The following is an 18,915-nucleotide window of genomic DNA, read 5'->3' as shown; positions in this document are numbered from 1 at the left end:
CATACTTTTCAGTTAAGCCGGCTGCTCTATCCCAAATTCCTATCCGATTCCGGACATAAAGAAAAGCCGACCGACTCCAACTAGTCAACCGGCTCTATAAGTCATCAGGAATTAATCAGCTCCATATCACATCCCTATTCCTGCTTAATCCAAATCAAGAAGCAGATTTACGGCAGTTACTTGTTTGTTTTAAGCGAAAAAAAGTCGGAAGAAACTTATTCAGCTACTTCCGACTTCCTGATATTTACAAAATGGAATATGTCCTTTATGTACTTCTTACTTCTTGAAGAAGTCTTGCACTTTGTCGTTCGGAACCATTTGTTCATCAAATACGTAAGCACCTGTTTTAGGAGACTTAACCATCTTAATGACCTTGGTATAAGAACGTCCTTCCTTACCCGTTTGCAGGGTTGCTACAGTTTTCTTTGCCATGGGGTTCTATTATTATTTGATTTCTTTATGTACAGTTACTCGTTTCAAGATGGGGTTATATTTCTTCAGCTCCAATCTTTCAGGCGAATTCTTTCTATTCTTCGTTGTGATATAGCGGGAAGTACCCGGCATACCACTAGCTTTGTGCTCAGTGCATTCAAGGATTACTTGCACTCTGTTACCTTTTGCCTTCTTTGCCATAAGTCTTATTCTCCCTTATTTTAGCCGATTACTTTAATAGTTTTCCAATCACAATAGCCTTTAGCTACAGCATCGTTGAGCGCAGCATCCAAGCCTTTCTTATTAATCACGCGAAGACCTGCTGCGCAAATATTCAGGCTGATCCAGCAGTCTTGTTCTACATAGTAGAATTTCTTCGTAAACAAGTTCACATCAAAAACTCTCTTAGTTCTTCTCTTTGAGTGTGAAACATTGTTGCCAATCATGGCTTTCTTTCCGGTAATTTGACAAATTTTCGACATTGCTATCTTAGTTTTATAGTTTCTTTTTCTTGTTTATCTCAAACAGCGTGCAAAATTAAAGGATTTATTCCTTATAAACAAGCAATTTGCCTAAAAATGTGCACTTTTTCAAGATTCACTGCTCTCACTTTCACGAATCAAGGTCAGAAGCAGAGCTAAAGCAGCCTGTGTGGCACGAGCAATATTGATTTCACGTCCATAATCACCTTCCAATTTCTGTGTCAGCACCTTATCTTTATTTCCGGCTGCCACCCAAATCAGTCCTACGGGCTTTTCAGCCGAACCTCCACCTGGACCTGCAATGCCTGAGGTTGCTACGGCAAAATCAGTCTTCAATGTATTCATGGCACCTTTAATCATCTCTGTAATGGTTTCTTCACTGACAGCCCCATACGTTTCAAGTGTTTCATGGCTGACATGCAACATGTTTTCCTTGACTTCATTGGAGTAACCTACTACACCACCTTTATAAAACTGCGAACTACCGGGAACAGAAGTGATAGCGGCTGCAACATTTCCTGCGGTACAGCTCTCGGCTGTAGAGAGAGTGGAACCGTTTTTCCACATCAGCTCATTAATTTCTCTACTTATAAACTTTGTTTCTAGTGACATATCTTGTAGTTTTTACAAACCGACCCGTGAATAAGCCGGCTTATCAATGGAACAAAAATCTTTATCTAAGAACTTAAAATAACCTGTCATGGCTATCATGGCAGCATTATCAGTCGTATAACTGAATTTAGGTATATAAATCTTCCATCCATAGCGTTCAGCATGTTCACGGAACGCATTCCGCAAACCATTATTCGCAGAGACTCCCCCTGCGACGGCCACTTCACGGATATTCAAATCCTTTGCTACTTTACGAAGTTTCGTCATCAGTATATCCACAATAGTGGCTTCCAGCGAAGCTGCCAAATCTTCTTTATGATGTTCAATGAAATCAGGATCATCTTTCAACCATTCCCGTAAAGAATAAAGGAAGGAGGTCTTCAAACCGCTAAAGCTGTAGTCATAGCCCGGAATATGCGGCTTGCTAAAAGTAAAAGCTTTTGGATTTCCCTGTCGTGCCAAACGATCAATAATAGGCCCACCGGGATAACCCAGCCCCATAACTTTCGAGCATTTATCGATAGCCTCTCCAGCAGCATCATCAATAGTCTGCCCCAGAACTTCCATATCTTTGTAAGACTTCACCAAGATAATTTGGGAATTACCTCCAGAAACTAACAGACAAAGGAAGGGAAAACGCGGTTTGTCAGTATCTTCTTCCGACTCTTTAATAAAGTGAGCCAGCACGTGGCCTTGCAAATGGTTCACATCAATCATCGGAATTCCCAATGAACGGGCAAAACCCTTAGCAAACGACACGCCGACCAATAACGACCCCATCAAACCGGGACCACGGGTAAAGGCTATAGCACTCAGCTGCTCTTTTGTTACGCCAGCCCGTTTCAACGCTTCATGCACAACAGGAACAACATTTTGCTGATGAGCCCGTGATGCCAATTCTGGCACAACGCCCCCATAAGCCTCATGTACAGCTTGACTTGCAATAACATTCGACAGCAAGACACCGTTACGAATAACCGCCGCCGAAGTGTCATCACATGATGATTCTATACCTAATATTATTGTATCCATAAATTCATTATTGCTTGCAAAAGTAATGTTTTTGATTGACTTACGAATATCTAGTATGTCAAAATTTCCAAACCTTCTTCAGTCATCACGAAAGTATGTTCCCACTGTGCTGAAGGCAATTCGTCCTCTGTCACCACAGTCCATCCATCTTCTTCATCGATGAAGACCTCCCAAGTCCCCATGTTCACCATTGGCTCGATTGTGAACACCATGCCTGGGACCAAAAGCATTCCTGTTCCTTTCCGACCATAATGCTCTACATCCGGCTCTTCATGAAACTCCAATCCTACACCATGACCACACAAATCACGCACAATAGAAAAACCATTCTTACGAGCGTGTTTATCAATGGCATTGCCTATATCACCAACAAAGCAATAAGGCTTAGCCACCTGCATGCCTATCTCCAGGCACTCTTTTGCCACACGAACTAATTTTTCTTTTTCCGGCGTCGTTTTACCTATAATAAACATGCGGGATGCGTCTGCATAATAGCCATCAAGAATAGTAGTACAATCCACATTGACGATGTCACCTTCTTCCAGGATCTCCTCTTCATTCGGAATACCATGACATACAACTTCATTAATCGACACACAACAACTTTTCGGGAAACCTTCATATCCCAATGTGGCAGGCACAGCATGATGATCGAGTGTATAATCATAAACCAGCTTGTCCACCTCGGCTGTACTCATGCCTGCATGAATCTCTCGTTCCACGAGATCAAGTACTCCGGTATTCACTACTCCACTCCGGCGAATTCCTTCAATCTGTTCCGGGGTCTTGATAAGTTTACGGGTCGGCACCAGACTGCCCTTATTTTGATAATAAAGGATTTTCTTATCCATTTCAGTGAGTTCCTGTCCTTTAGGAACATACCACCGATGCATCTTTTTATGAAACATAGATATTGCTTTATCGTATAACATTCGCAAAGTTAGTACAAAAAGACGAATGGAGGTCACGGAATTGCACTAAAATACTCAACCATTCCATATGAGCTCCAAAACAAAAAGAGACGGGCAACGAAAAAGTCATCCACGACTTCTTCATTGCCCGCCTGCATTATCCTTATCTTATCAAGTTTCACTCTTCAAACAAATCATCAATACCTCCGTCAGTCACCACCGAATCGCTATCCGTGCTTTCATTCATACCAGCACACGGGTCAAAGCCTTCCGGAATTTCAAAGCGTTCATCTTGAGAATATCCCAAACTTTTATCAGCATATACCTTATTCATATAGATAGCCCATACAGGCAATGCCATAGAAGCACCCTGACCATAAAGCATCGTATCAAAATGAATATCACGATCTTCACCGCCGACCCATACACCCGACACCAACGATGGAGTAAAACCCATGAACCATCCATCGGAATTATTATTGGTCGTACCTGTTTTTCCGCCCATATCGGCTTGTATTCCATAACGGAAACGCACCCTGCCTCCCGTACCTTCATTGATGACGGCGCGGAGCATGATCAGCATCTTGTAAGCACTAGTCTCACTAATCACTTCTTGCATGACTGGAGAAAATTCCGCCAACACATTGCCATCACTATCTTCAATACGGGTAACAAACAAAGGAGCCGTACGGATGCCCTTATTGGCAAAAGCGGTATAAGCACTCACCATCTCACCGACCGAGATTTCACACGGTCCCAGACATAACGACGGAGTCGGCTGAATATCACGGTTCAACACCCCAAAATTATGAATCAGCCGTACCAATGCATACGGATTGAGCTTACTCATTAAATAAGCCGATATCCAGTTATTTGAATTGGCCAGTCCCCACTTCAACGTGACCATTTCGCCATAACGCTTATTAGATGAATTGCGAGGGGTCCATGTTTCTCCAGTTTCTGTCACCAAAGTCTGCTCCACATTACGAGTTTCATCACAAGGAGAGAATCCGTTCTCCATGGCAAGAGTATAGAGATAAGGCTTGATGGTCGAACCAATCTGACGTCGTCCCACCATGGCCATATCATACTGGAAATGGGTATAATCAGGACCTCCTACATAAGCTTTCACATAACCGGTATGTGGATCCATTGACATAAAGCCTGCCCGCAGAAAATACTTATAATATCGAATAGAATCCATTGGAGTCATAATCGTATCAATATCACCCTGATAAGAAAATACCGTCATTTCCTGCTTCTGATTGAATGCCTGGCGTATTTCATCTTCACTATACCCAGCTTTCGTCATGATACGATAACGATCGCTTTGACGCATCGCGCGATCAAGAATCTTATTTACCTCTTCTGCACTGATTTGATTCGTATAAGGAGCCGTTTTCCGCCCTTTCTTTTCCTTAAAGAATTGAGGTTGCAGGAAAAGAGCCACATGTTCATGTACCGCTTCTTCCGCATAACGTTGCATTCGTGAATCTATCGTAGTATAAATCTTTAGACCATCCGTATAAAGATTGTAATTCGTACCATCTTTCTTAGTGTTTTTGTTGCACCAGCCGTACAAGGGATTATTCTCCCAAGCAAGCGAATCTTCATAATATTGTTGCATTTGCCAGCCTCTGTATTCACTACGTACCGGTTTTTTGGCAATCATCATGCGACGAAGATATTCCCGGAAATAAGTCCCGGCCCCCTCTTTATGATCCACCCTCCGATAACGCAGTTTCAAAGGAAGCGCTTTTAATGAATCAGCCTGTGCCTCGGTCAGATGCCCCGCTTTACACATTTGGTCTATCACAACATTACGCCGCCCACGGGCACGCTCATTATGGCGCACCGGATTATAGTAGGATGGGTTCTTACACATGCCTACCAATGTGGCCGCCTCTTCTACCTTCAAATCTTTCGGTTCTTTAGAAAAATAAGTATTGGAAGCCGTCTTTATACCGACAGCATTATTCAGAAAATCAAAATAATTAAGATAGAGCGTAAGAATCTCTTCTTTCGTATAAAAACGTTCCAGGTTGACCGCAATCACCCACTCAATCGGTTTCTGAAACAAACGTTGCAAAGTGTTTTCTGCTACGTCTGAATAGAGCTGCTTCGCTAATTGCTGAGTAATTGTACTACCACCTCCCGCACTTGCTTGCATCAATATACCACGTTTCACAATAGCACGAAACAAAGCTCTCGCGTCAATACCTGAATGCTGCTCAAAACGGAAATCTTCCGTATCAATAAGCGCATGGATAAGATTAGGCGACAGTTCATCATAGCCCACAAAAACACGATTATCCTTGCTGTAAGAGTATGTCCCTAACATTTTGCCATCGGCCGTTATGACCTCAGAAGCAAACTTATTAATAGGATTTTCAAGTTCTTCCACCGGAGGCATATAGCCTATCCATCCTTTTGCAATTGCCAGAAAGACCAATGCGACCAATAAAGTGACTCCCACAAGTCCTGACCATAAAATGATCAAAAGTTTCTTTCTCATATTTACTAAATGTGTAAATCTTGTCTCAAAATATGTCTTCTATAAACTCTGATTGAAGTCGCAAAAATACAATAAATGCTTGATAATGCCCGCTATTTTAAAAAGTTTATCAAGGGGTTCAAAGTTCTTGAGTTGAAATGATATCTTTCTGTCATTTTTTCTCTAACTTTACAACTTGATATGATAATACCTTTATAATATATGGAAAATAGAAGTTTAGTAACCATTGCGGAACATTCCAAAGAGAAAATTCTCTACCTGCTCGAAATGGCTAAAGAGTTTGAGAAATGCCCGAATCGCAAAATCCTTGACGGGAAAGTTGTTGCGACGTTGTTTTTCGAGCCTTCCACCCGCACACGCCTAAGTTTCGAGACTGCAGTCAACCGTTTGGGTGGACGTGTAATCGGCTTCACGGATGCATCTACCACCAGTTCATCAAAAGGAGAGACTCTGAAAGACACCATTCTGATGGTCAGCAACTATGCAGATTTGATCGTTATGCGTCACTACCTTGAAGGGGCAGCCCGATATGCCAGCGAAGTGGCTCCCATCCCTATCGTGAATGCCGGTGACGGTGCTAATCAGCATCCATCACAGACGATGCTTGATTTATACTCCATCTATAAAACTCAAGGTACACTTGACAACCTATCAATCTATTTGGTTGGAGATTTGAAATATGGACGTACCGTCCACTCTTTGCTCATGGCAATGCGCCACTTCAATCCTACATTTCACTTCATTGCACCCAAGGAACTTGCCATGCCCGAGGAATACAAACTCTATTGTCGTGAGCATAACATCAAATACGTAGAACATGTAGATTTCAATGAAGATGTAATTGCTGATGCAGACATTCTCTACATGACACGTGTGCAACGCGAACGATTCACGGATCTAATGGAATACGAACGTGTTAAAGACGTGTACATCCTTAGAGCAAACATGCTGAAGAAAGCCAAAAGCAATATGAAAATCCTTCACCCGCTTCCCAGAGTAAACGAAATTGCTTATGATGTAGATGCCGACCCGCATGCTTACTATATCCAACAGGCACGCAACGGATTATTCGCACGGGAAGCTATCATTTGCGATGTGCTGGGAATCACATTAGACGAAGTCAAAAACAACAAAGGATAACCATCGATTATTATGAACGAAAATAAACAGGCGCTCCAAGTAGCAGCCCTCAAAGACGGAACGGTCATTGACCACATACCTTCTGGTAAACTATTCCAAGTAGTATCCCTACTCGGTATTGAACATATGGATTCCAATGTAACCATCGGCTTTAACCTTGACAGCAAGAAACTGGGCAAGAAAGGTATTATCAAAGTTGCCAATAAATTTTTCAGCGATGAAGAAATCAGCCGCTTATCGGTAGTAGCTCCTAATGTGAAATTAAACATTATCCACGATTACGAGGTCGTTGAAAAAAAAGAGGTACATATGCCGGATGAACTCAAAGGTATTGTCAAATGTCCAAATCCCAAATGTATCACCAACAACGAACCCATGCAAACATGGTTCCATGTAATCAACAAGGAAGAAGGAATCCTAAAATGCCATTACTGCGAGAAGGAACAACGCAAGGACAATCTCAAACTTCTGTAATTTCTCTATTTGACTCATGAAACTAGACTGGAAACCGGGAACCATGATTTATCCCCTGCCTGCAGTTCTTGTCAGTTGCGGGAGCCAGCAGGAAGAATATAACCTTATTACGGTAGCATGGACAGGAACCCTTTGCACCAATCCGCCGATGTGCTATATCTCCGTACGTCCGGAACGACATTCTTACGAAATTTTGAAACGTAACATGGAGTTTGTCATTAACCTGACTACGGAAGATATGGCCTTTGCAACCGATTGGTGCGGTGTACGTTCCGGGCGAGACTACAATAAATTCGACGAAATGAAACTGACTCCGGGAAAAGCTTCCATTGTCAATGCACCCCTTGTAGAAGAGTCCCCGCTTTGCATCGAATGCCGGGTGAAAGAAATTGTATCGTTAGGTTCACACGACATGTTCATTGCCGATGTAGTCAACATACGTGCAGATGAGCGTTTCCTGAATCCTGAAACCGGCAAATTTGAACTGTCCGAAAGTTGTCCATTGGTCTACCTTCATGGGGCGTACTATGGGCTGGGGAAAAAGATTGGTAAATTTGGATGGTCCGTAGAGAAAAAGCATTAGATTTGCAATCACATAGAAAACACATATTAATCTTTATACTGAAAAGAACATGAAAAGAGACGATCAGATTTTCGACATCATCGAAAAAGAACATCAACGTCAGTTGAAGGGAATCGAATTGATAGCTTCAGAAAACTTTGTAAGTGAAGAAGTAATGAAAGCTATGGGTTCTTGCTTGACCAACAAGTATGCCGAAGGCTATCCCGGCAAGCGCTACTACGGAGGCTGCGAGGTAGTAGATCAGAGCGAACAACTGGCCATTGACCGCTTGAAAAAGATCTTCGGAGCTGAATGGGCAAACGTACAGCCCCACTCAGGAGCACAAGCGAATGCTGCTGTCTTTTTAGCCGTGCTGAACCCTGGTGATAAATTTATGGGCTTGAATCTGGCACACGGCGGCCACCTCTCTCATGGTTCTTTAGTCAATACTTCAGGTATCATCTATACTCCCTGTGAATATAATGTAAATAAGGAAACAGGACGGGTAGATTATGATGAAATGGAAGAAATCGCTTTGCGCGAACACCCCAAAATGATTATAGGTGGCGGTTCGGCTTATTCACGTGAATGGGACTATAAACGCATGCGTGAAATTGCCGACAAGGTCGGTGCCATCTTCATGGTCGATATGGCCCATCCTGCAGGTCTGATAGCAGCCGGTCTGCTCGATAACCCTGTAAAATATGCCCACATTGTTACTTCTACAACCCACAAGACCCTGCGCGGCCCGCGTGGTGGAGTCATCATGATGGGAAAAGACTTCGAAAATCCATGGGGCAAAAAGACGCCGAAGGGAGAAATCAAGAAAATGTCGCAGTTACTCGATTCTGCCGTATTCCCCGGTATACAAGGCGGTCCGTTGGAACATGTCATTGCAGCCAAGGCAGTAGCTTTCCACGAATGTCTGCAACCTGAATACAAAGAATACCAGATTCAAGTACAGAAAAATGCCAAGGTATTGGCCCAAGCCCTGATGGATAGAGGCTTTGATATCATTTCCGGCGGAACAGACAACCACTCCATGCTGGTTGACCTGCGTTCAAAATACCCCGATTTGACTGGAAAAGTGGCAGAAAAGGCATTGGTATCTGCAGACATCACAGTAAACAAGAACATGGTTCCGTTTGATTCCCGTTCAGCATTCCAGACTTCAGGCATTCGCTTGGGTACTCCTGCGATTACCACGCGCGGTGCAAAAGAGGATCTGATGCTCGAAATTGCCGATATGATTGAAACCGTTCTTTCCAACGTTGACAATGAAAAGGTAATTTCTTCTGTTCGCGAACGTGTCAATAAGATTATGGCAGACTACCCGATCTTTGCCTACTAATCTGTCATAAAGGGATGCAGGTGATGCCTTGTCAGAGTCATTCTATAAGACATGGCCTGCATCCTTTTCCTAAAAATTATACATTCAGAGACCTTTATTAGCCTAAAAACAATATTTACTACGATGAACACAATCAATATGAAGCAATGGGTAGACCAACTCATTGCACGAAAGGACGTAACAGCAATTCCTATCATGACTCATCCCGGGATTGAGCTAATCGGAAAAACCGTACGCGATGCAGTCACAGACGGACAGGTACATTATGAAGCGATAAAAGCCTTGTATGAGAAATATCCTTCGGCAGCTTCATGCGTGATTATGGATCTGACAGTAGAAGCAGAAGCCTTCGGTGCTGAAATTCTTTTTCCTGAAAATGAAGTCCCTAGTGTCATTGGACGCCTGCTCAATGATGAAAGCGCAATTGAGGCTCTCCAAGTTCCAGACTTGACAAAAGGTCGTATACCTGAATATCTTAAAGCAAATCGATTGGCAGCCGAACACCTTACAGAACGTCCGGTTCTTGCTGGATGTATTGGGCCTTATTCACTGGCAGGACGCCTTTATGACATGTCAGAGATTATGATGCTCATATATATTAATCCGGATGCAGCCCGCATGTTACTTGCCAAATGCAGTGAATTCCTCACGAACTACTGCCTTGCATTAAAAGAAGCAGGAGCAAACGGCGTTATCATGGCCGAACCTGCGGCCGGTCTGCTTTCCAATGAAGACTGCCAACAATTTTCCTCAGAATTTGTAAAAGACATCATTGCCAAAGTTCAGGACGAGCATTTTGCTGTCATTCTCCATAATTGCGGGAATATGGGCAACTGTACAAAGGCTATGGTTTATACGGGCGCTATGGGATACCATTTCGGCAATAAAATCGATATGGTAGAGGCTCTCAAGGAAGTTCCTTCAGATGCTCTCGCAATGGGAAACATCGACCCTGTCAGCATCTTTAAAATGGGTAGCGTAGACACGATGAAACAAAGTGTACAAGCTCTGTTGGATGCCACACAAGCCTATCCCAATTTTGTCCTTTCGAGTGGCTGCGATACTCCGCCTCACACTCCTTTTGCAAACATAGACGCCTTCTATTCTGCCCTAAATGAATATAACACATCTAGAATCTAAGCTTACGTTCGAGCAGCTCAATATCACTGATAGCGAACTGAACGAAACCATGGGCTATGGCACTTCACTCCCTGACGAGAACGTGTATGCAGAAATGCATGACATGCTCCGTCAGGTAGCAAAGATGGTTGTACCCCGTTTCGAATTTATACTTATCGAGGGTTTACTGAACAGGGAGGACAACAGCCTGCAAGTTGGGCAAACAGTTTTTCATCTTGGACGAATCATTGCAAACCAGTTGCAAGGAGCCGTACAATATGCTTTCTTCACGGCTACAGCCGGCACGGAATTCGAAAGCTTGCAACACTCTCTGAAAGATGAAGGGGACTTGGTAAAATGCTATATGGCAGACTGTATAGGCAGCATTATAGCAGAAAAGACGGCTGATTGCATGGAACTTGCGTTACAAGAAGTTATCAATGACTATGGCTGGAAGCATACCAACCGTTTCAGTCCCGGATATTGCGGATGGCACGTAAGTGAACAACCGAGTTTATTTCATTTCTTTCCTACTCCCTATCCCTGTGGCATCCACCTAACTAATTCCTGTTTAATGGTTCCCATCAAATCTGTAAGCGGAATCATTGGTCTGGGTCCTGATGTGCGCAAATTGGAATATTCCTGTGGACTTTGTTCGTATGAACAGTGTTATAAGCGGAAGAGAAAGCCAACTGCAAAATGAATACTACCCTATAAAAATGCATGCTTATAAAACCTTATCCGACAGAATGGATACGGATTTCATAAATGATGCGGCTTCTTCACTTTCCATCACCGCTTTTGCACAGGCATATCCTTCGTCGTACAGAGCTGCCAGTTTCTTCACATCTTTCTCGATGCGCCCGGCAGCCATGGGTTTCATCGGACGTATAACCAAAATACGTCCTTCTTCCTCCATCCGCTCCACCATTTCCAGCTGACGATTGTAAATGGCATTACGGTGACTGAGTATCTCACGCAATTTAGGATATTTCTTATAGATAAAGGAAGGAATCCTCATGTCTTTGGCTGTTTTTCGATACCCTTTGTTACGCGTAAGTACTACCACATTCTTCCAATATCCCTGACTGACAGAACGAACGTACGACAGGAATCGAGTCTATAATTCCCCCATCCAGCATCAGTACTCCGTCCACATATGTGATTGGACAGACATAAGGCAAGCTGCTCATCCTCCTTACCGTCTTTCTTGACACGGCTGGTATTGATGTAGACAAGGTTGCCGTTGGCATCGTAGAGGTATCTGTGTCCGTTGTCGATTTTCTCTTTGGGTGTTCCCTCGGTGCGATAGTTCAAGTCCTCTATCTTAGAGAGCTGGAACTTGTGCCCCAAGGAATCCTGATAGGTATAGGCCAGGTCATATCCGGCATTGAGCGTGCCATCAAACTGTACGCCTTGTTGGGTAAGGTGCTGGCTCTTTGACTTGATGCGGTGCATATTGTCATAGCTCATCGCAAGGCTGTAGGATGCGCTCTTGCTGTCCGCACCACGGTACGTGCCGCTTGCGCTTGTCAGGCGATAGAGGGCGTCATAGCCGTAGGTATGGCTCATCCGGCCACCTGCCTTGCCACTCTGTGGCAGCGGGGCTGCATTGGCGATAGAGAGGACGTTGCTCACGGCATCATAGCTGTAAGCGTTATCCATAATCGTGCCGGCAGAAGAGGTTACGGCGAGGTTCTGCAATCTGCGACGCTGTGGGTCGTAGGTATAGAACGTTTCCGCTCCATTGCAATACTTCAAGTAGCTGCGCTGCTCGAATTTGTCGTAACCAATCTTGTTAACATAGTCGTAACCATCGTATTCATTGCGTGTTTCGGTGTACTTGTTGCCCTCAGCATCTTCCATTGACGAGCCAAGTTCGTTGCCTTGTGCATAGTAAGAAGACACGTCATAGGGTTGTACTGCCTGACGATAAACGACAGAGTCGCCTTTTTCGGTATCAATGCTCTTGCTGATGACTTTACCGAAGCCGAGGAACTCGCGTTCGTGGCGGTCTTTCATACCGTCTGAGTAGGCAAAGCGTGTCATCATCAGCGGGCCGTCATCGTGGATTCCGTCATCCACGGTCACGGAAGACATCACCCACTTACCACCGGGTAGTCCGTAGGTAGGAGCGGTATGTTCGTAGTCGAGCGTGAAGCGACCGCCGAGTGAGTTAGTCACTTCCTTGAGCATATTGGTTCTGCCGATGGCGGAACGGGGTTGATGAATCATATTCTTACTTCATTTCTTGACACAAATTACTGTTGATATAAATATAATCTTTATATTCTCCAATAACTAAGGTATCTTTTGAAATTCTCCGGATTTTATAACTAATATCTGGATACAATTCTGAATTAGGTAATTTCCAATAAACATTGATTCTCATGCTATCAATGTTAAACACTTTAGTGAACATGATATCTTGTTGAGAACCAAACACCTCGTTGCCTTTTTCATCATAAAATTTCATTCTCATACCTTGTTTTATAAATTTCAAGCTATGCAGAGATTTTATTTGTTTCCAACATTTAACACTATCATCTGTAAGCAATTCTATGATTTGCGAATTACTTGGTTGCATATTCTGTTTTTTTTCTAAGTCATAGGTAGAACGACAAGACATAGTACTATGTATTGTGCTCACTAACAAACAGATCCATAATAACTTTTTCATTCTTCGGGGGTGCTATTTCCAAAAACTGTAAAACCTGATAAACTTAAAGAAAAATCCACTTTATTGTTAATAACGCTAAAGATAGCAGTTCCAACAAAAGCATCATTCAATTTATTTATATAATTATCAATTTGACCTTGAGATAAAGTTGGAATAGCCTTTGTAAAGCTATATGAAGCATAAGAAGCCTGTGATTGCCTAAAACTTTCTGGCACATTATCCCATGACTTGTGGTTTGCTTGTGCTATAATAGCTTCGACTTCTCCGATTGTTCCTCCGTGCGTATTAGAGTTGTATCTATGCAAACTCTCATGAAAAGTCATGTTCTCAAAAACATATTTGTCATCTAAAATGTTGTTTATTTTACCATTTTCCAAAATTATGCCATAATCCCTAGTTCCTGCTACATTATAGAAAGTGGCTCCTGATGGGATGCTGGCATCCTTTTCTTCTACGTTAATATTAAATGATTGTTTGTCGCTCATCCCTAAATAATGAGAAGCCACGTTTACTAACATTTGTCTATATCCAGTTTTGTTATCTGAGTAGTCAAATGACGATAATTTTACTAACTCCTGATTATTATTTTGAATTAAAACAGCTGAACCTTTGCCAGTATCCCTTATAAAGTTTCCCTTTTCATCAAATATATCATCTAAACCAGTCGGATCAATATATTTAATAGGATTATTCTGACCATACATATAACTTGAATTTGTAGGTTTTTTTTCTTGCATCGGATCCGTACTCATCCACAAGCTAATCCTTGGCTCATAGTATCTCGCACCATAGTAGTACATACCTGTTTCCTCGTCATACTCCTTGGCATTGAAGAGATAGGGCGTGTTCCACGTATTGTTGCGCTCCTCGATGAACACTTCTCCAAATGGAACATACTCAATGTGCTGTACCACCTCACCGTCAAGATTCGTAATATAGCTGGAACTACCCAAGTGATCAGGATGGTAGTAGAACTGCATCCGCTCATATTCTTCGGTATCGTGGAAGTTGTTGGAAACAGCTCGTGCCTTCAACATCTTCGCTCTTGCTGCTTCCGGTGAATTATCATTACAACAGAAGCCTTCACCGTTCACATAGTCGTTGTTGTCCTCACCATTGTAAGGTACACCGAAGTCGGCATAGTTGTCCTTGATGGCTTGTTGCTGGCGGTTGTACTTCGTCTGATAATCCACACTGACACCGTCCGCCTCTGTTCCTGCATACGGGATGCGTCTTGGGTCGGCACCATAGCTGGCAAGGTCGCCTAATTTGCTGACGATACGTTGGCTTCCGATGTAGATGTGCTTGGTGTACTTACCACCCTGGCTTGCCACAAGGTATGGGCTGACATAGAGGGAGAACTTGGCGGTATTGGTCACGCCTCCGGAGAACTCGGAGTTTACATAGATTTGTTCACCTTCGCCACTTGATTTCACGGTACGCTCACCATCGGCATCATACCAATAGTTGGCGACAAAACCGTTTTCATCACTTGCCAAAAGGCGGTTCTCTTCATCCCAACGATACTTCTTCTCGACAGCCTGCTCATCTTCCTTACCGTCTTTCTTTACACGGCTGGTATTGATGTAGACTAAATTGCCGTTGGCATCGTAGAGGTATCTGTGTCCGTTGTCGATCTTCTCCTTGGGTGTTCCCTCGGTGCGGTAGTTCAAGTCCTCTATCTTGGAGAGCTGGAACTTGTGCCCCAAGGAATCCTGATAGGTATAGGCCAGGTCATATCCGGCATTGAGCGTGCCATCAAACTGTACACCTTGTTGGGTAAGGTGCTGGCTCTTTGACTTGATGCGGTGCATATTGTCATAGCTCATCGCAAGGGTATAGGATGCGCTCTTATTGTCTGCACCACGATAGGTGCCGCTTGCGCTTGTCAGGCGATAAAGGGCATCATAACCATAGGTATGGCTCATCTGACCACCTGCCTTGCCACTCTGTGGCAGCGGTGCTGTATTGGCGATGGAGAGGACATTGCTCACGGCATCATAGCTGTAAGCGTTATCCATAATCGTGCCGGCAGAAGAGGTTACGGCGAGGTTCTGCAATCTGCGACGCTGTGGGTCGTAGGTATAGAACGTTTCCGCTCCATTGCAGTACTTCAAGTAGGTACGCTGCTCGAATTTGTCGTAACCAATCTTGGTAACATAGTCATAACCATAGCTCTTGTAACCGCGTACATGGTCGAGCTGTCCGCCGAGGTTATAGCCGTAGCTGATCTTCTCACCATCGGGATAGGTCATTTCCAAGAGACGGTTGTGGCTGTCGTACTTCCACTCGGTCACATAGGTAGCAATCGCTTGGTTAGGTACAATGAGGGTACGGGTCGTCTTGGTGATTTCACCCATCTTGCCATAGTAATACTCGATGGCTCCGGTTCCGTCCTCACGCAGCATCAGGCGTCCGATACGGTTCTGTGAGGCATTGCGTCCGCCATAATAGTAGCGCACGTTATTCTCCGGATGGTCGGGATAGTTGATACCGGTCAGACGGGTATAATCGTAGTCATACGTGATGGACTTGCCATCCTTCTTCAAATTGGCAGTCTGCTTGCTCACCACATTGCCAAGTGCGTCATAAGTGAACGAGGTGATGCCGCTGGCAGGGTGATTGACCTCTATGCGGCGGTCGCCCATATCATAGACGGAGGTCGTGGTGTTGCCCTCGGTGTCGGTCACTTTTACCAAGCGGTCGATGCCGTCATACTCAAAGGTCGTTGTGATGGTGCCGTCGGGTCCGCTGAGCTGTTCGGTCTTGACGGTCTTACCGCTGCCATCCGTATAGGTGGCTTGCTTGTTGCCGAGCGCGTCGGTAACGGTCGATACGAGTGCGTTCGTACTTCCATCTGTGCTGTACTCGGTTTGGGTCTCGCTGCCATCGGGCAGGGTAACTTTCATCGCACGGTCGAGCACGTCATAGACGGTAACGGTGGGCGATACATTATCAAAGGTGCGGTTGAATACGGACCTGCTGCCCACGGCTTCTGTGGTCGAATAGTAGGCTTTTGCCACACGACCGAAAGCGTCATAGACATTACGTCCGCTGACAATCATCACATTCTCATTCCTTGATGAGCCGCCTTTGGATGCGGTGGTCACGACACCGTCTTTCTTCACCTGAACAGGTCTGCCGAATCCGTCTACAAAGGTCACGGTTTCCATATCGTCACTCGGATGCTGCACGTCATAGTGCTTGGTTACGGCATAGGCCGGTGCGCTGATACCTTTGTCGGTAAATTCGGCAATAGGATGATAGTCGAAAGAAATCACATAAGGTATGCCTGCTGCCAGTTCGTTCGGACCTCTTACCGCCTTGATACGACCAAGGTTGTCAATGTCGGTTTCATAGTAGAAGTTATTCAAATCACGACGTTCCAATGCCATACCGTAGCTGTACCTCACCCGCTGACTAATCATATGTATAGAGATCATCTATTTCTTATTTTATTTATCATATAAAGAAATAAAATAATACAAATCTCCTGTAACATTATATTAAATATAACTAAGAATGCAAAATCGTTCGGAAGCGATTTATCATCTAAATAGTAGGGCCAATCTCTATTGAACATTATCAGAGGGAAACTGCATATATATCTTAAAATTTTATAGCATAAAGTAGCAACTAAATTTCCACCCTCATCGCTCATAGAAAAAAATATTAAGAGGATAAATAGAATAAAGTTAATAATTACAATATAAACAAAAATCTTTATATATAGTTTCATTGCGTTCATTTTAGATATATCCTTCTTGTTCATTATTCTGAACAAGAAGGATATATTGTTACTCATTACCGTATAAACTCATCATTATCAGTAACCTTATGTCCACCCATATTACCAGTTGCACCTGTATTTTCTATTTGTCCTTCGCCCCCGATAATATCACCTCCATAGAAGTAGTTTATATTATTTATCTTTCCATAGGCAGTTCCGCCATTTGGCATCCACCAAGGTGAATCTGATGCTACTGCGTCATTTGGATGGCTATATTGAATTCCACAAGGTCCTTTAGGATGAGAGAAATCCATAGGTTGATGTGGGGTTATATATTCCATGATTTCAATATGATATAGAGGGTTTCCTTCTTTGTCCTTATAGGACATTAACTTTTCTGCAAATCCAGCAGCATGTGCTCCACCTTGACTATGAGAAATCACTTTAATCGTTTCATTTTTTGAAAGTTTTATTTTTCCTTCCGTAACCATCTTATGGAACAACTCTGCCTTTTTATAACCTTCATTCACCCTATCTTGTGCACTTGAGTTCCAATATGAAGAACCACTTGTAAATCCCACATTATCATCTTTATAAGCCTTTTTGTAAAAGGCTACCAAATCTACTTTTCGACCAAATGAATTCTTATCTGTAGACCAATAATGATAAACATCTGTAGGGTGAATTTTAAAACCACCATAAAAGCTCTTCTGATCCATGCTTGCATGCCAAAGTCTTAAACCATTAATAAACAGAATATATTTACCATCTGGATCTATATACCTGATTGGATTATTTGCGGTATAATTGTATGGCGATAAATCGTGATATTTTTCTGCTAACGGATCTACGCTCATCCACAGACTAATCCTGGGTTCATAGTATCTTGCACCATAGTAGTACATACCTGTTTCCTCGTCATACTCCTTGGCATTGAAGAGATAGGGCGTGTTCCACGTATTGTTGCGTTCTTCTATGAACACTTCACCGAAGGGTACATACTCGATGTGCTGTACCACCTCACCGTCAAGATTGGTGATATAGCTTGAGCTGCCCAAGTGGTCGGGATGGTAGTAGAACTGCATCTTCTCATAGTCATCGTTGGGTTTGAAGTTACCCTCGATGGAGCGTGCAGCCTTGGCGCGTGCCACGGTTGGTGTGCCATCATTGCAACAGAAGCCTTCACCGTTCACATAGTCGTTGTTGTCCTCACCATTGTAAGGCACACCGAAGTCGGCATAGCTGTCCTTAATGGCTTGTTGCTGACGGTTATACTTCGTCTGGTAGTCTACGCTGACACCATCAGCTTCCGTTCCTGCGTATGGGATGCGCCTTGGGTCGGCACCATAGCTGGCAAGGTCGCCTAATTTGCTGACGATACGTTGGCTTCCGATGTAGATGTGCTTGGTGTACTTACCACCCTGGCTTGCCACAAGGTATGGGCTGACATAGAGGGAGAACTTGGCGGTATTGGTCACGCCTCCGGAGAACTCGGAGTTCACATAGATTTGTTCACCTTCGCCACTTGATTTCACGGTACGTTCATCATCGGCATCATACCAATAGCTGGCGACAAAGCCATTTTCATCACTTGCCAAGAGGCGGTTCTCTTCATCCCAACGGAACTTCTTCTCGATAGCCTGCTCATCTTCCTTGCCGTCTTTCTTGACACGGCTTGTATTGATGTAGACTAAATTGCCGTTGGCATCGTAGAGGTATCTGTGTCCGTTGTCGATCTTCTCCTTGGGTGTTCCCTCGGTGCGGTAGTTCAAGTCCTCTATCTTGGAGAGCTGGAACTTGTGCCCCAAGGAATCCTGATAGGTATAGGCCAGGTCATATCCGGCATTGAGCGTGCCATCAAACTGCACGCCTTGT

15 protein-coding genes and 3 pseudogenes are annotated in these 18,915 nt (G+C 43.7%); 6 read left to right on the top strand and 12 right to left on the bottom strand.

Annotated features, from left to right (window positions below; genetic code table 11):
- Positions 1-276: 276 nt before the first annotated feature.
- The 7 genes from C8275_RS08650 to C8275_RS08620 all read right to left on the bottom strand — a co-directional run bounded on the left by C8275_RS08650 (position 277) and on the right by C8275_RS08620 (position 5,984).
- Positions 277-432: a DUF4295 domain-containing protein gene (locus C8275_RS08650; protein WP_008142311.1), complete on the bottom strand. Its 156-nt coding sequence runs from the start codon at positions 430-432 to the stop codon at positions 277-279.
- A gap of 12 nt (positions 433-444) precedes the next feature.
- The gene (gene rpmG, locus C8275_RS08645; RefSeq protein WP_022383514.1) at positions 445-633 is read right to left on the bottom strand and encodes a 50S ribosomal protein L33; all 189 of its coding nucleotides are present in this window, start codon (positions 631-633) and stop codon (positions 445-447) included.
- A 20-nt stretch (positions 634-653) separates the two neighbouring features.
- On the bottom strand, positions 654-914 hold the full coding sequence (gene rpmB / locus C8275_RS08640) for a 50S ribosomal protein L28 (protein ID WP_022383513.1): 261 nt from the start codon (positions 912-914) through the stop codon (positions 654-656).
- 108 nt (positions 915-1,022) lie between these two features.
- A complete protein-coding gene (locus tag C8275_RS08635) occupies positions 1,023-1,526 on the bottom strand; it encodes a CinA family protein (protein ID WP_022383512.1) in 504 nt (167 codons plus the stop codon).
- A 12-nt stretch (positions 1,527-1,538) separates the two neighbouring features.
- Complete coding sequence (gene tsaD, locus C8275_RS08630; protein ID WP_106484830.1) at positions 1,539-2,558, bottom strand: tRNA (adenosine(37)-N6)-threonylcarbamoyltransferase complex transferase subunit TsaD; 1,020 nt, start codon at positions 2,556-2,558, stop codon at positions 1,539-1,541.
- Positions 2,559-2,608: 50 nt separating this feature from the next.
- Complete coding sequence (gene map, locus C8275_RS08625) at positions 2,609-3,466, bottom strand: type I methionyl aminopeptidase (protein ID WP_022383510.1); 858 nt, start codon at positions 3,464-3,466, stop codon at positions 2,609-2,611.
- Positions 3,467-3,647: 181 nt separating this feature from the next.
- Positions 3,648-5,984 carry a transglycosylase domain-containing protein gene (locus C8275_RS08620; protein WP_106484829.1) on the bottom strand — a complete coding sequence of 779 codons (2,337 nt, stop codon included), beginning with the start codon at positions 5,982-5,984 and terminating at the stop codon, positions 3,648-3,650.
- A gap of 201 nt (positions 5,985-6,185) precedes the next feature.
- Here C8275_RS08620 and pyrB point away from each other — a divergent pair, with 201 nt between their 5' ends.
- The 6 genes from pyrB to C8275_RS08590 all read left to right on the top strand — a co-directional run bounded on the left by pyrB (position 6,186) and on the right by C8275_RS08590 (position 11,333).
- A complete protein-coding gene (gene pyrB / locus C8275_RS08615; protein WP_022383508.1) occupies positions 6,186-7,124 on the top strand; it encodes an aspartate carbamoyltransferase in 939 nt (312 codons plus the stop codon).
- A 12-nt stretch (positions 7,125-7,136) separates the two neighbouring features.
- The gene (gene pyrI / locus C8275_RS08610; RefSeq protein WP_106484828.1) at positions 7,137-7,598 is read left to right on the top strand and encodes an aspartate carbamoyltransferase regulatory subunit; all 462 of its coding nucleotides are present in this window, start codon (positions 7,137-7,139) and stop codon (positions 7,596-7,598) included.
- Positions 7,599-7,614: 16 nt separating this feature from the next.
- Positions 7,615-8,181: a flavin reductase family protein gene (locus C8275_RS08605; RefSeq protein ID WP_106484827.1), complete on the top strand. Its 567-nt coding sequence runs from the start codon at positions 7,615-7,617 to the stop codon at positions 8,179-8,181.
- Between the two features lie 49 nt (positions 8,182-8,230).
- The gene (glyA, locus tag C8275_RS08600) at positions 8,231-9,511 is read left to right on the top strand and encodes a serine hydroxymethyltransferase (protein ID WP_106484826.1); all 1,281 of its coding nucleotides are present in this window, start codon (positions 8,231-8,233) and stop codon (positions 9,509-9,511) included.
- A gap of 123 nt (positions 9,512-9,634) precedes the next feature.
- On the top strand, positions 9,635-10,651 hold the full coding sequence (locus C8275_RS08595) for a uroporphyrinogen decarboxylase family protein (RefSeq protein WP_106484825.1): 1,017 nt from the start codon (positions 9,635-9,637) through the stop codon (positions 10,649-10,651).
- Positions 10,626-11,333 carry a vitamin B12 dependent-methionine synthase activation domain-containing protein gene (locus C8275_RS08590; protein ID WP_106484824.1) on the top strand — a complete coding sequence of 236 codons (708 nt, stop codon included), beginning with the start codon at positions 10,626-10,628 and terminating at the stop codon, positions 11,331-11,333. Before C8275_RS08595 ends, C8275_RS08590 begins: the two co-directional genes overlap by 26 nt.
- A gap of 24 nt (positions 11,334-11,357) precedes the next feature.
- On the opposite strand, the pseudogene C8275_RS14840 reads toward C8275_RS08590, so the two are convergent.
- From C8275_RS14840 to C8275_RS08560, 5 genes and pseudogenes are all read right to left on the bottom strand, one after another.
- Positions 11,358-11,832, bottom strand: a pseudogene (locus C8275_RS14840) (DUF6363 domain-containing protein); the annotation flags it as partial.
- Positions 11,816-12,850, bottom strand: a pseudogene (locus tag C8275_RS08580) (toxin TcdB middle/N-terminal domain-containing protein); the annotation flags it as partial. The pseudogenes C8275_RS08580 and C8275_RS14840, both read right to left, overlap by 17 nt.
- Positions 12,851-12,869: 19 nt before the next feature.
- A complete protein-coding gene (locus C8275_RS08575; RefSeq protein ID WP_234395730.1) occupies positions 12,870-13,217 on the bottom strand; it encodes a hypothetical protein in 348 nt (115 codons plus the stop codon).
- Between the two features lie 89 nt (positions 13,218-13,306).
- Positions 13,307-16,717 (bottom strand): annotated as a pseudogene (locus tag C8275_RS08570) (RHS repeat-associated core domain-containing protein); the annotation flags it as partial.
- A 397-nt stretch (positions 16,718-17,114) separates the two neighbouring features.
- Positions 17,115-18,915 (bottom strand): RHS repeat-associated core domain-containing protein (locus C8275_RS08560; RefSeq protein WP_199881908.1); only part of this gene is annotated, 1,801 nt, incomplete at its 5' end.

The sequence above is a fragment of the Bacteroides sp. Marseille-P3684 genome, assembly GCF_900291465.1.
Lineage (GTDB): Bacteria > Bacteroidota > Bacteroidia > Bacteroidales > Bacteroidaceae > Phocaeicola_A.
This window is presented reverse-complemented; position numbering and strand designations above follow the sequence as displayed.